The sequence below is a fragment of the Paenibacillus paridis genome, from assembly GCF_006345825.1.
GTDB classification, from domain to species: Bacteria; Bacillota; Bacilli; order Paenibacillales; family Paenibacillaceae; genus Pristimantibacillus; species Pristimantibacillus paridis.
The window spans coordinates 15,887-34,581 of the sequence record NZ_VCIX01000088.1 but is presented as its reverse complement, the minus strand read 5'-3'; the positions used below and the strand labels follow the sequence as shown (position 1 = coordinate 34,581).

The 18,695-nt window shown below is 48.7% G+C and carries 14 protein-coding genes; 3 read left to right on the top strand and 11 right to left on the bottom strand.

Annotation, left to right across the window (positions count from 1 at the left end):
- Positions 1–2 precede the first annotated feature (2 nt).
- A complete protein-coding gene (locus FJQ58_RS17305) occupies positions 3–785 on the bottom strand; it encodes a formate/nitrite transporter family protein (protein WP_139995655.1) in 783 nt (260 codons plus the stop codon).
- 234 nt (positions 786–1,019) lie between these two features.
- Here FJQ58_RS17305 and FJQ58_RS17300 point away from each other — a divergent pair, with 234 nt between their 5' ends.
- Positions 1,020–1,757: a Crp/Fnr family transcriptional regulator gene (locus FJQ58_RS17300; protein WP_139995653.1), complete on the top strand. Its 738-nt coding sequence runs from the start codon at positions 1,020–1,022 to the stop codon at positions 1,755–1,757.
- A 209-nt stretch (positions 1,758–1,966) separates the two neighbouring features.
- Here the strand turns inward: FJQ58_RS17300 and FJQ58_RS17295 are convergent, their stop codons facing one another.
- On the bottom strand, positions 1,967–3,253 hold the full coding sequence (locus FJQ58_RS17295) for a collagen-like protein (protein ID WP_139995651.1): 1,287 nt from the start codon (positions 3,251–3,253) through the stop codon (positions 1,967–1,969).
- Positions 3,254–3,461: 208 nt separating this feature from the next.
- Between FJQ58_RS17295 and FJQ58_RS17290 the strand changes: the two genes are divergently transcribed.
- Positions 3,462–4,508 (top strand): YheC/YheD family endospore coat-associated protein, encoded by a 1,047-nt coding sequence (locus tag FJQ58_RS17290; protein ID WP_139995649.1) that lies wholly within the window; start codon positions 3,462–3,464, stop codon positions 4,506–4,508.
- A gap of 139 nt (positions 4,509–4,647) precedes the next feature.
- Here FJQ58_RS17290 and FJQ58_RS17285 read toward each other — a convergent pair whose 3' ends face one another.
- The 8 genes from FJQ58_RS17285 to FJQ58_RS17250 form a co-directional block, all read right to left on the bottom strand.
- Complete coding sequence (locus tag FJQ58_RS17285) at positions 4,648–4,935, bottom strand: HesB/YadR/YfhF family protein (protein ID WP_139995647.1); 288 nt, start codon at positions 4,933–4,935, stop codon at positions 4,648–4,650.
- A gap of 88 nt (positions 4,936–5,023) precedes the next feature.
- Positions 5,024–7,291, bottom strand: a complete 2,268-nt coding sequence (locus FJQ58_RS17280; protein ID WP_139995645.1) for an FAD-dependent oxidoreductase — start codon at positions 7,289–7,291, stop codon at positions 5,024–5,026.
- Between the two features lie 7 nt (positions 7,292–7,298).
- Positions 7,299–8,129, bottom strand: coding sequence for a carbohydrate ABC transporter permease (locus FJQ58_RS17275; protein ID WP_139995643.1), 831 nt, complete (start codon positions 8,127–8,129; stop codon positions 7,299–7,301).
- A 12-nt stretch (positions 8,130–8,141) separates the two neighbouring features.
- On the bottom strand, positions 8,142–9,023 hold the full coding sequence (locus FJQ58_RS17270) for a carbohydrate ABC transporter permease (protein WP_139995641.1): 882 nt from the start codon (positions 9,021–9,023) through the stop codon (positions 8,142–8,144).
- 254 nt (positions 9,024–9,277) lie between these two features.
- Positions 9,278–11,077, bottom strand: a complete 1,800-nt coding sequence (locus FJQ58_RS17265) for a cache domain-containing sensor histidine kinase (protein WP_139995639.1) — start codon at positions 11,075–11,077, stop codon at positions 9,278–9,280.
- Between the two features lie 125 nt (positions 11,078–11,202).
- Complete coding sequence (locus tag FJQ58_RS17260) at positions 11,203–12,537, bottom strand: ABC transporter substrate-binding protein (RefSeq protein WP_238404121.1); 1,335 nt, start codon at positions 12,535–12,537, stop codon at positions 11,203–11,205.
- Positions 12,538–12,689: 152 nt separating this feature from the next.
- Complete coding sequence (locus tag FJQ58_RS17255; protein WP_139995637.1) at positions 12,690–13,439, bottom strand: response regulator; 750 nt, start codon at positions 13,437–13,439, stop codon at positions 12,690–12,692.
- A 138-nt stretch (positions 13,440–13,577) separates the two neighbouring features.
- On the bottom strand, positions 13,578–14,519 hold the full coding sequence (locus FJQ58_RS17250; protein ID WP_139995635.1) for a VanW family protein: 942 nt from the start codon (positions 14,517–14,519) through the stop codon (positions 13,578–13,580).
- A 141-nt stretch (positions 14,520–14,660) separates the two neighbouring features.
- Between FJQ58_RS17250 and FJQ58_RS17245 the strand changes: the two genes are divergently transcribed.
- On the top strand, positions 14,661–15,845 hold the full coding sequence (locus FJQ58_RS17245; protein WP_139995633.1) for a hypothetical protein: 1,185 nt from the start codon (positions 14,661–14,663) through the stop codon (positions 15,843–15,845).
- A 490-nt stretch (positions 15,846–16,335) separates the two neighbouring features.
- Here FJQ58_RS17245 and FJQ58_RS17240 read toward each other — a convergent pair whose 3' ends face one another.
- A complete protein-coding gene (locus tag FJQ58_RS17240) occupies positions 16,336–18,393 on the bottom strand; it encodes a 5'-methylthioadenosine/S-adenosylhomocysteine nucleosidase family protein (RefSeq protein WP_139995631.1) in 2,058 nt (685 codons plus the stop codon).
- Positions 18,394–18,695: the final 302 nt, after the last annotated feature.

The following is an 18,695-nucleotide window of genomic DNA, read 5'->3' as shown; positions in this document are numbered from 1 at the left end:
TGTTATTCCACCTCATCAAATGGTTTATTTACGAAATAATACATTACGCCCATCAGGACGGAACCGCCGATTAAATTGCCGAGCGTCACCGGAACCAGATTATGAATCATGCCGCCGAGTGAGATCGTGCCCGGGTGATTAAGAACTAGCGCAATGGCGAACGTGCAGAGATTAGCGATGCTGTGCTCGTAACCGGAAATAAAGAAGCAGAACACGAACAGCATCATGGCGAATAGCTTAGGTCCATCGCCGCGCAGCGACATCGGTACGAAAAATGCTAAGCAGACCAACCAGTTACACAGCACGCCTCGGAAAAATAATTCCAATACGGGAGCGTGAAGCTTCTTCTCTACTACGCTTAGCAGAAAGCCGTTAACGGAAGCATCCTTAAATAGCCCCGTCGCCCAAATCAGAAGAGCAAAAGCAACGGCTCCCAGAAAATTTCCCGCATAGCTCGTAATCCATAATTTGATTACGTTTGCCCACCGCATTTTGCCGCGAAGGGCAGTGAAGGTGAAGTAGAAGGTATTGCCGGTGAACAAGTCTCCTCCGCCATAAGCAATTAAGATAATAGCTGCGCCAAACGTGATCGCCGCCATCGGATAAGTGAGCGGGCTATGCGTTTCATAGAAGAAGCTGCCTGTCTTGAAAGCCACGATGACGCCGAAGCCGATAAACATACTCGCCAGCATCGCTCGCAATATATACCTCAGTTTGCTTGACAGAAACACTTTCTGCTTCTTCAAAGCAAGCTGCTCAACCCTTTTTAAAGGTATGTGCTCCACTTTGTAATCCCCCTTACGTGTGATGCTTGGCGACTTGAGCTTTGTTTGCTCGCCCTTGCCATACCCTTATTCTAGGGGATTCCTTTTCATTTGTATGTCGGGGAACTCCCTGAACTATTACTCAGGGTTTCTGCTCGAAAGCCTCGGTATAAATAGGGAGGTTCCCCGATATGGCAGGAGCGCTCCTTCATTTAAAATAGAAACAAGAGATAAGCCGAGAGGGGCTGGCAAGTAATGGCAGTAAGCATATACTCGCTTTTAAACGAAGAGGAAAGCAGGCAGGATACAGGGGTGGCCGCTTTTTTCTCCGAAGAAAACTTCAATAAGCTAAAAGGCATTATGCATACCCGAAAGGTCGACGTTCACGGCTTTTTGTTTCAAGAAGGCGAATCCGCCGAATATATGTATTATGTAAGGAAAGGCCGCGTCAAGCTGACGAAAACGACCGATACAGGCAATAAAATCACACTATATCTTCATCATGCTGGTGATATGTTTGGGCATATTACACCGTTCCAGCCTTCTGTTCAGGCCTTTAGTGCGGAGGTCATTGAGGCTGCGGAGTTCGGGGTCATTGAACAAGGGGAACTGGAGAAGCTTCTGCTGGCCAATGGCGACCTTGCCATTGAATTTATGCGGTGGATGGGCGCCATGTACCGGATGACGCAAACCAAGTTCAGGGATCTGCTCCTCTATGGCAAGCCGGGGGCCCTTTGCTCCCTGCTGATCCGTATGAGCAATTCCTACGGCATTAAGCAAGGCAATCAAATTACAATAAACTATAAGGCGACTAATATGGATCTTGCGGAGATGATCGGGGCCACGCGGGAGAGCGTCAACCGTATGCTCAGCGATATGCGGAAGGCGGAGGTTCTCGAAATCAGCAACGGAACGATCATTATCAAAAACATGGATTATCTTCGCAACACCTGCAGATGCGAGCAATGCCCGATTGAAATTTGCCGGGTTTAGCCTGCCCCTCTGGAGACTGAATGAAATCAACGATAAATACAGAATCATAACAGTCTATCCCGCCACAAGCTTAACTGAAATCCTCTTTCATAGAAAGAGCTCTCCGAATAGCCTGTAAAGGCTAATCGGAAAGCTCTTTTCATTGTATATACATGTACTAAAGAATACCTAACAGGATAATGATTTGGGCTATGCTTAACGATTTACGATTATGCAAGATGCGTAATAACAAGATGAGCCGAAACGGATCTTGTTCCTCCGGCGAGAGGAGTAATCGTCAGTGCCGCCGCATTACCAGCGGGATTTCGCACAGTAATTATCGTATTAATAACCGTTGTTTGCACAATGGCCATGCCAACAAGTTGAGTAGTCCCTGTCGCGCGACCTACCACCGTATAAGCTAAATCTACGCCATTTAATGTTAAAAGCAGCTGTCCCGGTTCATTTACACTGACTTGAAAAAACACCTGATAGGTACCTATTGCAGCAATGTTAAATGAACTTGGTCCTGTACGAGAAACTCCTGCACCGCTCACAGGCCCATCCTGCGGAAAACTTACATCTGATCCAGGAGCTACTGTTGTAGCATTATCAGGCGGCATTAGCGCGAAGAAATCCGCAAAACCTAATATACCACCAGTTCCCGTTGCTCCTGTTGAACCCGTTGCCCCTGCCGTTCCCGTCGCTCCTGTCGCACCTGCAGGGCCTGCTTCCCCTGCCGTTCCCGTCGCTCCTGTCGCACCCGCGGGACCTGCTCCTCCTGCCGTTCCCGTCGCTCCTGTCGCACCCGCGGGACCTGCTCCTCCTGCCGTTCCCGTCGCTCCTGTCGCACCCGCGGGACCTGCTCCTCCTGCCGTTCCCGTCGCTCCTGTCGCACCCGCGGGACCTGCTCCTCCTGCCGTTCCCGTCGCTCCTGTCGCACCCGCGGGACCTGCTCCTCCTGCCGTTCCCGTCGCTCCTGTCGCACCCGCGGGACCTGCTCCTCCTGCCGTTCCCGTCGCTCCTGTCGCACCCGCGGGACCTGCTCCTCCTGCCGTTCCCGTCGCTCCTGTCGCACCCGCGGGACCTGCTCCTCCTGCCGTTCCCGTCGCTCCTGTCGCACCCGCGGGACCTGCTCCTCCTGCCGTTCCCGTCGCTCCTGTCGCACCCGCGGGACCTGCTCCTCCTGCCGTTCCCGTCGCTCCTGTCGCACCCGCGGGACCTGCTCCTCCTGCCGTTCCCGTCGCTCCTGTCGCACCCGCGGGACCTGCTCCTCCTGCCGTTCCCGTCGCTCCTGTCGCACCCGCGGGACCTGCTTCTCCTGCCGTTCCCGTCGCTCCTGTCGCACCCGCAGGGCCTGCTTCCCCTGCCGTTCCTGCCGCACCCGCGGGGCCTGCTGGCCCAACTGCTCCTGTTGTTCCCGTCGCTCCAGCAGCACCTGATGGACCCGCTATACCTTGAGGGCCACGTGGGCCTTCAGGTCCAGGAGGGCCAGGAGGGCAATTACACCTTCCCATGTACTCAGCTCCTTATGATCAGACAAACGTAATTCATTATATTGATTCCATTAAGAAACCAACACAGCAAACACCTATCAAATTTTAAAAATAGGCAAAATAGAGAACTATTTTCGTTCTATGGCCCCTTCATTATGTTAATGTCCCAGTCCGTTCTCTCTATACTTGCATTTAATAATAAAAGAGCTAGAGCAAAGGAGCGATGAGAGTGGACAAACGTCCTTTAATTGGAATTCTAGTCACGCACAAAAAACATAGAAAAACGATTTTGGAGCTTCATAAACGTTTTAACGACTTGAATGTGAGAGTATTTTCCTTCACGCCAGCAGATATTGTTTGGGAGAAACGAAAAATTATTGGACTTGGCCAAAAGAAGGGCAGCTGGAAGCAGCGTTCATATCCTTTTCCTGATGCCGTTTATAATCGGGGCTTTAACAAAAAAATAACGACACTCCAACGCTTGGAGCTTGCTATCGGCAAAAACAAATGCTTCAACACCGTCAACCATTTTAATAAATGGGAGCTTTATAACCAATTAACGCAATCCTGGCTTAGTTCGCATTTACCCGACACCTTCTTATACAAAAGAGAGAATATAGCGTCGCTAATCGCCAAGTACAAAATCTTATATTTGAAGCCCTTCTACGGCTCAAAGGGGGAATCCGTCCACCGGATTGAATTAATGGACAACGGGGATGTTCATATCTCCTTGCATTGCTTGGCCCCCTGCTATATTTGCAGAGAAAATGAAGAGGTTCCGATGCTATTGGATAAATTGGATAAGCTAGCTGGATTGAATAACTACATTATTCAGCAGGGCGTTCGTACGGAACAGCTTGGTCATCATTATTTTGATCTGCGGGTTCTTGCACAGAAAGGGGTTTTAGGAAACTGGTCAGTCACAGCAATAACAAGCAGAGTCGCTTACAAGGACTATTTTAATACGAGTATGTGTGAATCAATTTACGACAGCTATGAGTTGCTAGGACAGTTACTCTCCACAGAGGAAAGAGATCAAACACTCGAAGAGTTGTACGATCTCGCAATACAAGCTGCCAAATCAGCAGAAAGCTCCATCGGTTTATTAGGAGAGCTTAGTGTCGACTTTGTCATAGATAAACAAAAAAAACTATGGATCATTGAGCTAAACGGGAAACCACAAAAAGATATCTATAAGGATCTCAAAAGCCCGGAGCTTACCAAACGGATATACAGTAGTCCCTTGCAGTTTGCCTATTATATTTCTCAGCTGTGAGCAGAAAGCCGTCCTGTGGAGGCTATGCTCACGTTTAGCATAGCTGTATAGAGAAAGCATGAGCAAACTCATATCATTTACTATACGTAAAAAAAAGGGATGCCTCGCCGTTAAACCGGCTATGAGGCACCCTTGCTTCTTATTCTACATCCATTTTGATTTCTTCGTATTTCTCGTCAAACGAGATGCGCAGCGACTTTTTCTCCAAATACCATAAATTATCTTCTTCTATATAATAAGTTACGCCTTCCGCTTCTACGCTCAAACCGATGCTTCTTGGTTCATCCTTGGTGATGCCAAGAGAAAGACCCGGATGTACGCTGCCGCAGCCGCCTAATCGCACAAATATACGAATCGCGTCTCCATCGACCAGCCCCATCTCCGTCTTGTACCAGCTTGCCGCTGGCTGCTCAACTATTAATTTCATCGCGGTCAACTCCCTTCCCTGCCTATTCTATTCCATCATTGCGAATAAGCGGGGCTATGTCAACCTTTCGATTGCAAAATGGGGATCGTCAGCGTCCACTATGCCCGTTATATAGTTGAATAGCGATAAGCTGAGCATAGGGAGAGCCGTTTGTCGCCTCGATAACGATACGAATCGCTTGTGTCTTCACCGGCTTCTCCAGCTTCACGACATTCAATCGCCTGCGATTATCTGCCGTGGCTGCAACCGCATGCCACTCTCCAGCGGCAAAGGCTTCGATTCGGTAAGACTTGGCCAAATCGGGCAAAACCTCAAACGAGGTGTAATGATGATGCAAATTAATGAGATCCTCGTTCACATCATTATTCCAAATGATTCTTAGCTCCGTTACGGTCTGCTCCTGCTCCCAATCGAGCTGCAGCCATTCCTCGCGGCCAACCGCCATACACTCGGACATCCACAGATGAGGGCCTCCATACGGACGGATAATGCCATCTACAGCTTTAGCTGGCGCGTAAGCCGATGTGCTTCCTTGCACTCGGAAGCCAAATAGCCGATGGGCCAAATGCTTCATGCTCCACTCGATAACCGGCTGTGTTGGATCATGGTCCTCCAAATCCTTGCTCGCGTTAGGAGCTGCTTTACGCTCAAAGGCGAGCACGCCCGGGATGGATTGCTGCACCGTATGCAGCTTAATGTGGTCATTTTGCGCGATAATGACAAATGCGTTTTGCGCAAGTTCAGGCTGCCAGCCAAGCTCCAGCGCTGCCCATTGCTTCTCTCCTTTGGCTAAGCGGATCTTGGACGACGCTTGCAAACGAGAAGGCACGTAATTTTCCGCTCGCCCGGTATCCCAAAGCTCCACGCAAAGCTCCGAATCCTGCATCACGTCCACCAGCAGCTCCAAGCGCTCCAGTCCCCCGTCCACAGGAAACAGCAAAGCTGCATCATTTGTCAGAGCATACGTATGGTCGGTATCCGTATCGGTCTGCAACTTCTGAAACACGGAAGATGCGGATAGCTGGGCTGCTTGGGCAAGCTCCTCTTCATCGCTAAGCGCCAGCCCGATCAAGGAAGCATCCTGCTTGAGCAGCGTCCGTTGAAGCTCCTCCAGCCGGCTTTGATACAACTCTCTCGGCGTTACTTCATTGCGCGCACACAGCGCAGCCGCTGTTCCGGCAGCTTCGCCGATGACCGCGCAGGTCGCCATCACGCGTGTTGTGCCAAAGGCCACGTGGCTTGCGCTAATATTGCGGCCTGCGAACAGCATGTTATTCACATTAACCGAATACAGCGAGCGGTACGGAATGTGATAGATGCCGTCCGCATGCATATGCTTGGAGCCGCTCTCCGACGCATACATCCCTTGAGGCGGATGCAAATCGATCGACCAGCCGCCGAAAGCGATCCGATCCTCAAACGGCGTTTGCGCGATGATATCGTTTTGGTTCAGTACATAATCGCCCACAAAGCGGCGATACTCCCGCTTGCCAGGTAGCGAGCCTACCCACTCCAGCGTCATCGTATCCGCCTCGAATTGTCCCGAGTTTTTGATATAATCCCATATTCCGTAGATGACCGACCACAGCTCATCCCGGATCAGCTCATTCGCATGGACCGTGTCCAGCTCCCCGCCCCATTCGATCCACCAATAATGGCAGCCGGAATCCCCGCTTCGAATGACCCGCTTAATCGGAATTTGCGTTTGGGCAATGTCCTTGGCGAAGCTTGGCGGCACAAATCTCACGGGATGCCCGGCATCTTTCGTATAAAAGAGGAGCGTGCTGCCGAGCGTAATATCATCAGCCGTTTCCGGTGCCCATTCCTCATGAAATTCGTGCCGGGCTTCTCTGCCGAGCCGATATTTCGCCCCTGCCAGAAAACCGACAAGGCCGTCACCCGTACAATCTAGAAATATTGGGCTCTCAAAGCGAATGCGCCGCTCCGAGCCCATCATCCAGCCCGTCACCGATTGGATTTGCCGCTCATGCTCCGGCCCGTCCGCTTCCACCTCATGCACGTCCGTATGGAGGAAGAGCTGGATGTTAGGCTCCGCCTTTACCGTCTCCAGAACGACCAAATCCCATAAATAAGGGTTTCCATCCGGATTCTGATACTGGTTCTCTACGAACATTTCGCCCATGATGCCGGTTTCCCTAGCGTAACGGTTCGTTCCGTGCGCTGTTGCTCCGCATACCCATACGCGAACCTCACTGCTGGAATTTCCGCCGAGTACGCCTCGGTTATTGATTAGCGCCACCTTGCTGCCTAGACGTGCTGCCGCTACAGCGGCGCATACGCCAGCCAAGCCTCCGCCGACGACGGTTACATCCGAGCGGACCGTTTCTTCCTTCATGTTGAGCTCATCCTTTCACTGCGGAATTCGTAATGCCTTGCACGATGAAGCGTTCGCCGATAATGAATACGAGGAGCATCGGCACGATGCCCGCCGAAGCGGCCGCCATCATCCCGTTGTAGTCCACGTTATTTTCAAGAATGAAATTTTGCAGGCCCAGCGGCACCGTATACAGGCTTTCATCGATCAGGAATACAAGCGCATTCTCATAATCGTTCCAATGCCAGGAAAAGTCGATAATCGCAAGCGTTGCCAGTGCGGGCTTGGCAAGCGGCATAATCAGCCGGAAAAATATCCGGATATGCCCCGCCCCGTCTATAAATGCGGACTCCGATATTTCATTCGGAATCGAGAGGAAAAACTGCCGCATCATAAATACCCCGAATATCGTGAACATGCCTGGCAAGATAAGCGCCCAATGCGTATTGTAAATGCCCCAACTGTCGAACATAAGAAACTTCGGCACAAACAGTACCTGCGGCGGAACCATCATCATCGATAGGTACACGACGAAGAGTGCATTTCTGCCTTTAAACTCAATGCGGGAGAAGCCGTATGCCGCAAAAGCAGAGAGCAGCGTTGCCCCTACCGTGCTGATTAGCGACACTTTCAAAGAATTGATGTAATACGTGCCAAAGCTCTTCGGTCCCGTCCATACCTTGATGTGATGATCCCAGATCCACTGCGACGGAAGCCAGCGGACCGGGTATTCAAATACTTGCGCCGGCGTTTTGAAGGACGTACTGAACATCCAGACAAAAGGCAGAATCATAACAATCGCAAAAAATGCCATGAGTATGGTCAGCCACCAGTGGCTTGTCTTCGTAATTATTTTCATGCGTAAGCCTCCTCAGTAGTGAACCCAGCGTTTTTGCCCCCACCACTGCACGAGGGTGATCAGCATAATAATGAAGAACAAAGCCCATGATATCGTCGCAGCGTAACCCATCTCGTAATAACGGAAGGCATTTTTGTATACGAACAGTGACAGAATCATTGTGCTGTTACCCGGACCGCCTTGGGTAATGGCCTGAATAATACCAAAGGTCTTAATCGTCATGATCAGCCCCGTAATCATAAGCAGGAAGGTTGTCGGGCTGACTAGCGGCCACACGATTTTGTAGGTGACCTGATAGGGCTTGGCTCCGTCAATCTTCGCCGCCTCAAGCAGCTCGCCGGAGATTTCCTGCAAAGCAGCCAAATAAATGATCATATTGTAGCCGAGCATGAACCAAATCCAAATAATATCAATGGCGAGCATGGAGTACTCTGTTGTAGACAGCCAGCCCGGCGGGTTGCTGACGCCAAGGCTTGTCAGGATCGCATTGATCGGCCCCTGCTTTGGATGAAAGAGCAGCATCCATACGAAGGCGACTGCCACGCCGCTCGTGATGTAAGGCATGAAATAAAGCGCTCTCAGCGTTTTTTTGAAAAAGAGCTTGCGGTTTAGGGCCAGCGCTACGAGAAACGCTAGGCCAATCGATATCGGCACCGCAAGCAGGAAGACGACGGTATTTTGAAGAGAGACATAAAAAATTTCATCGCGAAGCAGCCGTTTAACGTTATCCAGTCCGATAAAGCTCATTTTCGGCGCCATAAATTTGTAATCTGTAAAGACAAGATACAGAGAATAGATTGCTGGCAAAATAAAAAATAAAACGACGCCAAGCATATTAGGTCCAATAAACAGATAGCCGAGCAGCTGCTGTCGCTTCATCCAATTTCGTTTCATGTACACACCTCATTTGCTGTTTATATGACCAGTCTACCAGCAGTCCACAACGATTTGAGGTAACAGAACAACCGACTTCATATCACAAAACCATTCATTTTCAGCTCACCGAACTCTTGAGAAAACAAAGATATGTTCTATTCCGCAAGAAGCATCGCAGCTGCAGGCAACAAAAAAACACCTGGATCGAATCCAAGTGTTTGACCATTTTGCTATATATAATCTACAAAGATAAAGAAGCGGCTTCCGCTCTTCTACAAAACCTCATGATCCTTGCTTGCGTTCTGCCCTTGATCAAACGGCCTTGAAAGCAGATAAGGAAATTGAAGCCTGACGAGCGTGCCGCTCTCTGAAGAAGAAATTTCAAGGCTTCCTTTTTCTTTGAACAGCAATCGCAGTCTCTCTTTTATATTTTTCAGCCCGATGCCCGGCCGCTTCCTTCCCGGCTGCATCGTAGACGCCCGTTCGACGCCCACGCCGTTGTCCTCCACCTCCACAATGAGGCTTTGCTCCTCCTCCGCATAGATTCGGATTCGAATGCTGCCGCCTTCGGTCATATGGGCAATGCCATGCTGAATGGCATTTTCGATCAAGGGCTGCAATGCAAGCTTCGGAACGAGCACATATTCATTGGCCTGCTCATATTCGTAATGAATCGTAAAGCGGTGATTGTAGCGCATTTGCTGGATATAAATATAAGCCTTGATTAGCTCCATTTCGTCGCGCAAATGTATTAAGTCTACATCGGAATTGAGGCTCGTCTCCAGCAGCTTCCCAAGCGACATGCTCATTTCTGCGATCTCATCCTGGTCATTGCGCAGCGCAAGCCACTTCATCGTATTGAGCGTGTTAAGCAGAAAATGGGGATTCAGCTGGGCCAGCAGCATTTGGAAATGGACGGCATCCTTTTCCCTCTCCTCGGTCTTCAAGCGCCGGATCAAGCCGTTCATGTCGGCGAGCATCGTATTGAAGGTTTGGGCCAGCTCAAACACCTCGCCCTTATAACGCTTCTCCGGCAAACGGATGTTCAAGTCCTTACGGACGGCCTCCCGCATTTTGTTTTGCATATGGGATAGAGGCCTGGTGAAGCCGTAAGCAATCATAAAGGCGATTAAAATAAATGCGGCAATGAAAATGAAAAAGGTTAAAAAATATTGCTGCTTGAGCGAGTAGAGATCATCGAACAAAATAGCCGACGGAATGCGGTTCACAATATACCAGTCCAACGATTCAATATAGCTGAAATTAATAAGCGCCTCCGACACGGGATCAATCAGATAACCTTCCTGCTTGCCGCCCGACACGATCTTCTCCGATACCTCCCGTGACAGCGAGTCTCCGGAAACCCCTTGCGCCACGTCTTCTCCTTCGCCCGTGATGAGGAAATACTCCTGTCCGCCGGAGGAGGTATTCAATATCGATTTAAACCAATAGGAGTAATCGATGCTTACGCGGGCCATGCCATACGGCTTATGCTGCGAATCTCTCAATACGCCATAGAGCGAGAGCAGGGTACTGCTTCGCGATAAATCCGAAAACAAATAATTATCGTCATTCGGAACCCACTGGTACGGCGTGCCTTTGCGCAGCGTTTCCTCGAACCAGCGGCTTTGCCGCATAGACTCGTAATTTAGTGTCGTCTTCGGCTGATAAGAAGTGTAGACGTTTCCCTGTAAATCCAGCAGCGTAAAATACACGGACGGGTTGTACAGAAAAAAGCTGTTGTTGATGCCTTTGAACTTCTCCTCCATCACATCCTTGTTATCCAGCAGATTTCCGGTTTCCGGCGCTTTCAGCAGATTGCGAACGACAGCATCCTGCTCCAGAAAAATAAGCGCCTTAAACGCGATGCTCATCTGGTCTTGCAGCGTCCGCTGTAAATTTTTGAGCTGCTCATGGCTTTGGTCACTGATTTTCTCCTGAATGACTGATTCAATCCGCTGAAAATTATAGACGTTCAAGATGCCGAACGGCAGCAGAATGAGGAGAGCAAAGGCGACAAACAGCCGATATTTCAGCTTATGGGGTATAACGTATTGGAACCATTTTCGCATGCGGACCAGCCTCCCTGCTGCCTGAGAGCGGACGGCTGGCGCCGTGCTTCACAGTTGGATATTGGGCAAAAAACCGTCCCCATACGCCTTTTTGGCGCATAGGGACAGCTATCGTACGTTCCTGCTTATTTGGCTTGCTTCAAATATTCATTATGGCGCTTAACCATATTGGCCGTGGTCTGGTCTGCGTTCTGATTGCCCAAGAAAAATTTCTCGTATTCCTGCGTAATCAAATCCGTAACCTCTTGCGGCAGCTCGCGGACATGCGTTGGCGTCTCGTCTTCGAACAACACGTACATCAGAGATTCTTTGTCGTAAGTGTCTCCTTTGTCGCCAAGCAGGTTCGCCACCATTTCGTCTTGATCGGCTGCATTCGAGGCAGGCAAGCGGCCACCGGCAGCCATTGGCGCCATTCCGCCATCGGCATACCATTTTAGAAATTCCCAAGCTTCCTTCGTATACGAGGATTTTGCATTGATCGAGATGTAATCCCCTAAGCCCCCGCGAGGGATATAATCCGCCTGATTCTCTACGAGACGAGGAACAGGTGCGAATGCAATCTTGAAGTCACGCGGGAAATCGGTGAAATTATTGGAGCTTCTCAGCAGCCAGGCACCGATGTTCAGCATTGGAGATTCTCCGGCAAGAAACACATTTTCAACCGGAATTTTCGATGTAATCTGCTCGCCAAGCGGCGGCGTCGTCTGATCTAGCGTCATCATTCCGCCAAGCGTCTCCAGCCATTTCTTCACAGAAGGCGAGTCAAGGTTCGATGTGCCATCCGCTTTAACGTAACCTTCCTTAGTCAAAGCCGCGTCAATCGGATCAAGGAATGGCTCCAAATGCTGGACCATACCGTAACCAGTAGCGGGCTTTAACGTTTTGGCATACTCTCTTGCTTGCTCCCATGTCCAATCCTTTGGAACCGGAAGGCCCGCCGCATCCAGCGCATCCTTGTTCAAAGCGACGAAGAAAGCGCTCCTTGTCGTTGGGACGCCGTAAAATTTACCGTTAACCTGCCAGCCTTCCGCGTTGCTGCCCATCTTCTCCAAAATATTGTAGTCGGTAAAGGCGCTCAAATCGAGCGCGACGCCGGCATCAATGCGCTTTTGGGTTTGGGTCAGCGTGTAGTTCACGAACAGGTCCACGTTTTGCCCAGTCAGCAAAGCCGTATCCAGCTTTAAGTTGCCATCGTCGTCATTGACGAAACGCACATATTCCACCTGAATTTCCGGATGCTCCTTATTCCAAGCATCGACAACAGCCTGCGGGCCCGACTCCGGCGGCACCCCGCCCCACATCATCAGCTTGACAGGTGCGGAAGGCTTATCCGTTCCCGCTGTCTGCCCGCCTTCCGTTTTATTGCCACCCGATCCGTTGTTACCGCTTGAGCAAGCGCCCAGCATACTGATCAGAACGATGAACACGAGTGAAAGCGTTATCCATTTACTAGTTTTCAATGCTTTGACCTCCCGTTTGTATATTCGATTTACGTTGCACACTTAGAATAGCAAGCCGGAGGTCGATCCTTTAAGGAACAAATCGTTTGAATTCATGGAACAGATATTTGCAAAACAAAACAATGACCAGCATCGATGTGAACGGTTTTGTTCTATCCCTTGCGGAATTGGCTTGGCGTCGTACCCGTAATCCGCTTGAATATTTTGATAAAATAATTATCGTTCATAAATCCTACGCGCTCGCCGATTTCATTGACGGTCAAGTCCGTCCGCTTCAAAAACTCCTTTGCTTTGTGGATACGGAACTCATGCAAATAACTAATCAAGGTCTGTCCCGTCTTTTTCTTAAACAGCGCACTGACATAGTTCTCGCCCATCATGACGTAATGGGCAAGAGATTTGACTGTTATATCCTGGGCGTAATGTCCCTCAATATACGTCAAAATCTTTTGCACCTCGGGATGCGCTGAGCGTTCTGGCTGACTTAGCACCTGAGGCGCAGGGGCTTCCTTAGCTCTGCTTGATTTCACTAATTCAGCGTTGATCTTGTGAAGCGTTTCTCTAAGATCCTTCACGCTCATCGAGAGCTTCAATATATAGTTGGACGCGCCGTATTCCATCGCTTGACGCATATACTCGAAATCCCCCATGCAGGTGAGCATAACGAATTTGGAGGAGCAACCGGCCTGACGGGCTTCCTTCAGCAGCTCGATGCCATCCATTCGGGGCATAATGATATCGGTTAGGACTAGATCGGGAGGGTCTTCCTTGATCATAGAGAGCGCTTCCATCCCGTCTCCCGCTTCACCAGCTAAGATGAAGCCCATCTCTTCCCACCGAATGATTTCCCTAATGGATTCACGAACAAAAACCTCATCCTCCACAAGCAGAACCTTCCACACTGGCGCTCCCCCCTTTTGCCCCCATTATAGCATCCTCTTCCGGGGACGCGCAGCAAAAGAGAAAAATGTATGGTTTTGTTCCACCCGTAGATGATGAGGGTTTATGAATGCGTAGATTTGTTCTATTGCTTGCGCGTTCTAATCTTTATGTTCCTCCAGACCGCCCGCGTCCATCTCGGACTTCGCTTCCTCGGGCAGCTTTTTCGAGGCGCTTGGCACCTGTCTCTTCTTCTCGTTCACTTCCTCGGAAGAACAGATGACGATGCTCGCTTGCCCTCCGCTTGCATAAGCGCGGATCAGGACGGGCTCGCTGTAATTATTTTGAAATACAAAATCTGGCCCATCCCAGCTAACCGTCGCATCGCGTCCATGTGGTACATATTTAACGTTGCGGCTGTGCGTATAGCGCTGAACGATTTGCAGGCCCGCGCGGTCAGCCGCATTAAAGAGCGTGGACGATATTTGGCAGATTCCTCCGCCTATGTCCTCGGACATTTCTCCTCTTACAATTACGGGTGCACGCAAATATCCCTTTTCCGTCGTCCGTTTGCCAACGACTTCATTGAAAGAAAACTTGTCGCCGGGAAAAACAACATAGTTATTAATGGCTTTGGCCGCCAAGCTGACGTTATGAGAGCGGTTTTTGTTATTCGGGTTGTAATATGTAGCATAATGGCCGATCCGCTTACCTTTTATCGTCGACAGCAGCTCACTGTCTACTTTGGCATACGTCGTTGTTAGCGGAGTTTCGAGACGGGCGAAGCCTCCTTCAAAAACAAAACGATGAAATTGAACCGTAAACGCGTCTCGGTCAAGCTTTCTTCCCGTTTGTTCCGAGACAATTCGTCCAGATCCGTCTAGCGCCGCATTAACGGGGAGTTTTAGCACTCTTTTGCCAAGCTCGTCCATAAAAACCTCAAGCTTATCCGGATCAATAAGAGGCACGCCAGCATTAGAATCGCTATAATGGGACCGGCTCATTTCGAATAGCTCCTGCCCTTCATGCTCGATAATCAAAGGATCAGGATAGTGACCTTGCTGGAACAAAATTAAAATGGCTATCACCCACTGCAGCCCCATAATCGCTAATCTCCCCCTTACGGTAATCTGCAGAGTAGTATGAGGCATTTTGGCGGAATCCATGCAATTTGGAACCCTGTACATAAAAGGCAACGATGATGTTGAACCTAATATAAAACGACTACGGATGGAGGGTGGCTTATGAACCGTCTAGCAAAGAAAATGACAGCCACACTCCTACTGTTTCTGTTGATGCTGCTCCTCTTGCAGCCTCAGCTTCTATCCGCACAAGCGGCATCAATCACGCAAAAACCGAATAAAGCAGGTCTAAAAAAGGAACAAAGCCAGATCATCATGACTGTTAGCACGTCGCCTAATGCCGCTTTCATCAGTGAAATTGCCTTGGCGAGCCGCGAAATCAATGATGCTCTTCGTGAAGCCAAGCAAGTACAAGCGTCTACATCGGGCTATTACTACGATGTAGATATCGTGCTGCAGGAGTCAGAGGGAGCAAAGCATTTCCGATTGGAGCATACGGGCAACCTTTGGAACGCCGCGAACGGCACAAGAACAGTGTTGTCTAAAAAAGCCGCAAACCGGCTTGTTCATCTAGCGGACGGTCTGCGCGCGCAGCATTATGGGAAGCTCGTTTCTTGGCAGGAGTCCGGGCAATTGTTGCCTAACAAAAGCATTTTTTCAGTGACCGAGCTCGACTCTGGCTTAACCTTTGAGGTGCAGCGGAGAGCAGGCAGCGATCACGCTGACGTGCAGCCGCTCACGAAAGAAGACACTCGCATCATGAAACAAATTTACGAAGGCAAATGGAGCTGGAAACGAAAAGCTGTACTTATCCATTCCAATGATACATGGATTGCCGCCTCCATGAACGGCATGCCGCATGGCGGGGACGGCATTCCGGAGAATGGCTTCTCGGGCCATTTTTGCATTCATTTTCAAGGGAGCTCCACTCACAAATCCGATAGCCCGGACCCTGCTCACCAAATTATGGTCCATAAAGCCGCAGGGCAAGTAAACGACTATTTGGATTCAGCCGCGCCGATGACGCTTGCCAAAACCTTTATTGAAATTTTGTATCATCAAGACACGGAGCTGCTGCGGCTGCTCGGAGAAGAATTGCCTCAGGATAAGCTCGCAGCCTTAGAAAGCTTCATGGGATCGCTTGTCTCCATCAGGGAACAAGTTCCGCAAAAAGGAAAAGATAAAGAACCCGAGATGGAGCTCGGCAGCGCCCTTGTAACTGAAATTAACCTGCCGGTCTCGATCCATCAGTTAAACGAACCGCGCCGCAACGGTTATTACCGCTTCTCATTCAAACGGGCATCCACAGCCTCGCCATGGCGCATTCAGGACATATCTACAAGCTGACTAATCCTAAAAAATCCCCATAACCGTTCAGCTCCTATGTTTCGGAACAAAGCGGGAATACCGATACAAGTGATTGTTGTATTCTTTTTAGACACCACACCAATGAACAATCTTTCAATACCTCCCCCTCCTGAACGAGGAGGATTCTAAGGTCCATTTTGCGTATGGTGAAGCTTAGCCTTGATGCAGTTGCCTCGTTGACGCTAATAGCTATAGTGTACATTTGCAGGATAGAAGCTGTTTTACCATTAGCCGGGTGCGCTATCCTGCATTTCGTACAATATAAAAACCCAATTTCAAGACAAATTGGCCGTTAATGCATTAAATTATTGCAAATTTGCAGGATAGTTCCGCCAAAGGCAGCAATGGTCTTAAAGTTCATGCAATTGTGCAGGATAGCAAAGCCCACCCGATCCAGTTGCTTTCCCACACAGGAATCAACTGCATGCTTGCTCTAATTCGCTACTTTTTCATTGTTCTTCAACGAAAGCTATTTTTGTTCATAATCCATAAAATTCAAAGCTAACGCTTTAAGCGTTGCGGCACTTGTATACGCTGCATAGGCTTGCAGCTCATCATTTTTATGCTCATCCGCATAATCGCTCACAGACTTGAGCACAAACACCTTGGGTTGAACGCCTGGACTATTTTCGGCTGCATAAAAAACGCTGTAGCTTTCCATATCTATTCCGATCAAATCTTTATGCTGCTTCTTGATTCCCTCAATTGCATCCTTATTCGCCAATACAGCGGCTCCCGACAGCATCGGTCCACAATGTATAGCCAGACCTGCGGGGCCTGTCTTGTTTTTCAGATTCAACTGCTCATTGCGGTCCCAATCCTCCCTGATCTGTTCCAGTAAGGCTGAATCCGCAGCAAGCAGCTCAATTTTGGAGCGTATTCTCGGCTGCAAATTTATCGGATTAGGCGCAGGGAGAAAATTCGAGCTTCCGTTATCCGTTGTTATTTTGCCACTGCCATGATCCCATGTAACCGTGACCACCAGAATGTCCCCCAATTTCACCTCTTCCATAGAGCGAGGGCCTTCCGAGCCCTCTTTTAACACCGATTTGCGAATACCTGCTGCGATTCCCGTCATCACCAGATACTCCGGCTGGAATAATGTAATCAGCTTGGTTGAAAGCGTGGCTGTAGCAGCCATTCCCTTCTGATGACAGCATGCTGCCACCACCCGAACTTCCTTGCCGGACTGATCCCGGAAATTGCAACTGTAATAATTTGTTGTTGAATCGGTGCTCGCAGGCTGATCCGTCAGCAGCTCCCAATCGCTTGCAACGCTCCTTAGCCCTTCAAGCTCAGATCTCATGGCACACACAACGGCAATATCGTAGCGTTTTGCTATGAAAGGAGCTTGCTGCACAGGCTGTTCTTCGACCTTGTCTTCTGCGATAAAAGCAAAAAAGCGTGCCGCGAAATCCTCTAGTTTCTCTTCAAGCATTTTATGAAGCCCTTGAATTGAGACCGTTTCATGCGGACGGTAAACGAAGCGCTCATAATTTTCCACCTGCCCAAATTTATACGTAATCCGAATCTCTGATCCTGTGAACAACTGGGTGATGGAATAATCGCTCACAGTCGTATCAGCTCTTTTCAACGTATACTTTGTCAATTGATTGGCTTCATCTGACTGCATTATTAACTCAATATCTTTGCTCTCATCAGTCTTATGCTTGAAATCAATCTTAAAGAAATGTCTTAACGTTTCGACCGAGCTTATAACTGAATCATAGTGCTCCTTTAGTTGATGAGAAAGGCTTGCATACAAGGTTTGTACGATAACCGTTTTATATGTAAAGCTCTGCAAATAATAATACAGGAACTGCGTTTTGGAGTTGGCATCCAAGCTGGAGGAATCAATAATCGTTTTAATTTGCTTTTCCCAGACCGCATTTCCCAAATAGCTCCAGCCGAAGGGAAAGTTTTGTACGGAAGATTTCTCATATTTTTGGAGTAACAGCTTAATCAATGCATTATCTAAAATATGTATATGCTTGCGGACCGTTTCCAATCCGCCAAACTCATAGCCAATCTCCGAATCTCCCAAACCTACTAGATGACTGTATAGCGCGTCGACAAAAAGATGATCATAGCCGTATAAATTGTCCTTATAATTGCTGTAAATATCCAAAAGTTCTTTTACATATTTAGAGTAATAAAAGCCGTCATAACGAACATTCCGATAATGCGTTAATGCTTCTAATAAATAAAGCTCTTGAAGTTCATATTTTTGAACAATACTCATTACTAGATCATCGAGGTATTCATAGCCGGTTATAAGAGAAATTTGTGTAGACAACAAGGAGCGCAACAAATGTTTCTGGCTTTCGGCCTCCTCCATACCAGCAAAATCCGAAAAATAATCGAGAAACTGCTCCAATTGATTGATCCTGTCATATATATTCGTAGTTGGACCAGTCAAAAGTCTATCATATAAGCTGCTCAGCTCTTGCCGTTGGCTTTCAATAGGAACATTAGCTGGCTCCAAATTAGGAAACCGCTCTTGTAATAGCTGTGAAAAAGAATTCATAGACAGACCTCCTTATGTTGTCACTGCTCTCTCTAAATAGTTTATTCATAAAACTTTTATTAATATCGTTTTGATAAATTCATTATGACATATTTAAATTTTTTGTCAATCTTTCTTACATGAGATTTCACAAGCCAGAAGGAGCCGCAGTTATAACGAAATGCCACTAACAAAAAAACCGTAAAGGTTCATCCCTTCACGGTTAATCTGTAGTATAGGCACCTTTTAAATGGTTTTCGGGCATACAGTGTAGACGCGGCTTCTATGTTCTTCTGTACAATTGTAGGACCGGTAAACCTTGA

What these genes read in the sequence shown, in the direction of transcription:
- FJQ58_RS17300 (WP_139995653.1), top strand. Translation starts at nt 1,020, where the DNA reads ATGGCAGTAAGCATATACTCGCTTTTAAACGAAGAGGAAAGCAGGCAG.
- FJQ58_RS17295 (WP_139995651.1), bottom strand. Translation starts at nt 3,253, where the DNA reads ATGGGAAGGTGTAATTGCCCTCCTGGCCCTCCTGGACCTGAAGGCCCA.
- FJQ58_RS17285 (WP_139995647.1), bottom strand. Translation starts at nt 4,935, where the DNA reads ATGAAATTAATAGTTGAGCAGCCAGCGGCAAGCTGGTACAAGACGGAG.
- FJQ58_RS17280 (WP_139995645.1), bottom strand. Translation starts at nt 7,291, where the DNA reads ATGAAGGAAGAAACGGTCCGCTCGGATGTAACCGTCGTCGGCGGAGGC.
- FJQ58_RS17275 (WP_139995643.1), bottom strand. Translation starts at nt 8,129, where the DNA reads ATGAAAATAATTACGAAGACAAGCCACTGGTGGCTGACCATACTCATG.
- FJQ58_RS17270 (WP_139995641.1), bottom strand. Translation starts at nt 9,023, where the DNA reads ATGAAACGAAATTGGATGAAGCGACAGCAGCTGCTCGGCTATCTGTTT.
- FJQ58_RS17265 (WP_139995639.1), bottom strand. Translation starts at nt 11,077, where the DNA reads ATGCGAAAATGGTTCCAATACGTTATACCCCATAAGCTGAAATATCGG.
- FJQ58_RS17250 (WP_139995635.1), bottom strand. Translation starts at nt 14,519, where the DNA reads ATGGGGCTGCAGTGGGTGATAGCCATTTTAATTTTGTTCCAGCAAGGT.
- FJQ58_RS17245 (WP_139995633.1), top strand. Translation starts at nt 14,661, where the DNA reads ATGAACCGTCTAGCAAAGAAAATGACAGCCACACTCCTACTGTTTCTG.
- FJQ58_RS17240 (WP_139995631.1), bottom strand. Translation starts at nt 18,393, where the DNA reads ATGAATTCTTTTTCACAGCTATTACAAGAGCGGTTTCCTAATTTGGAG.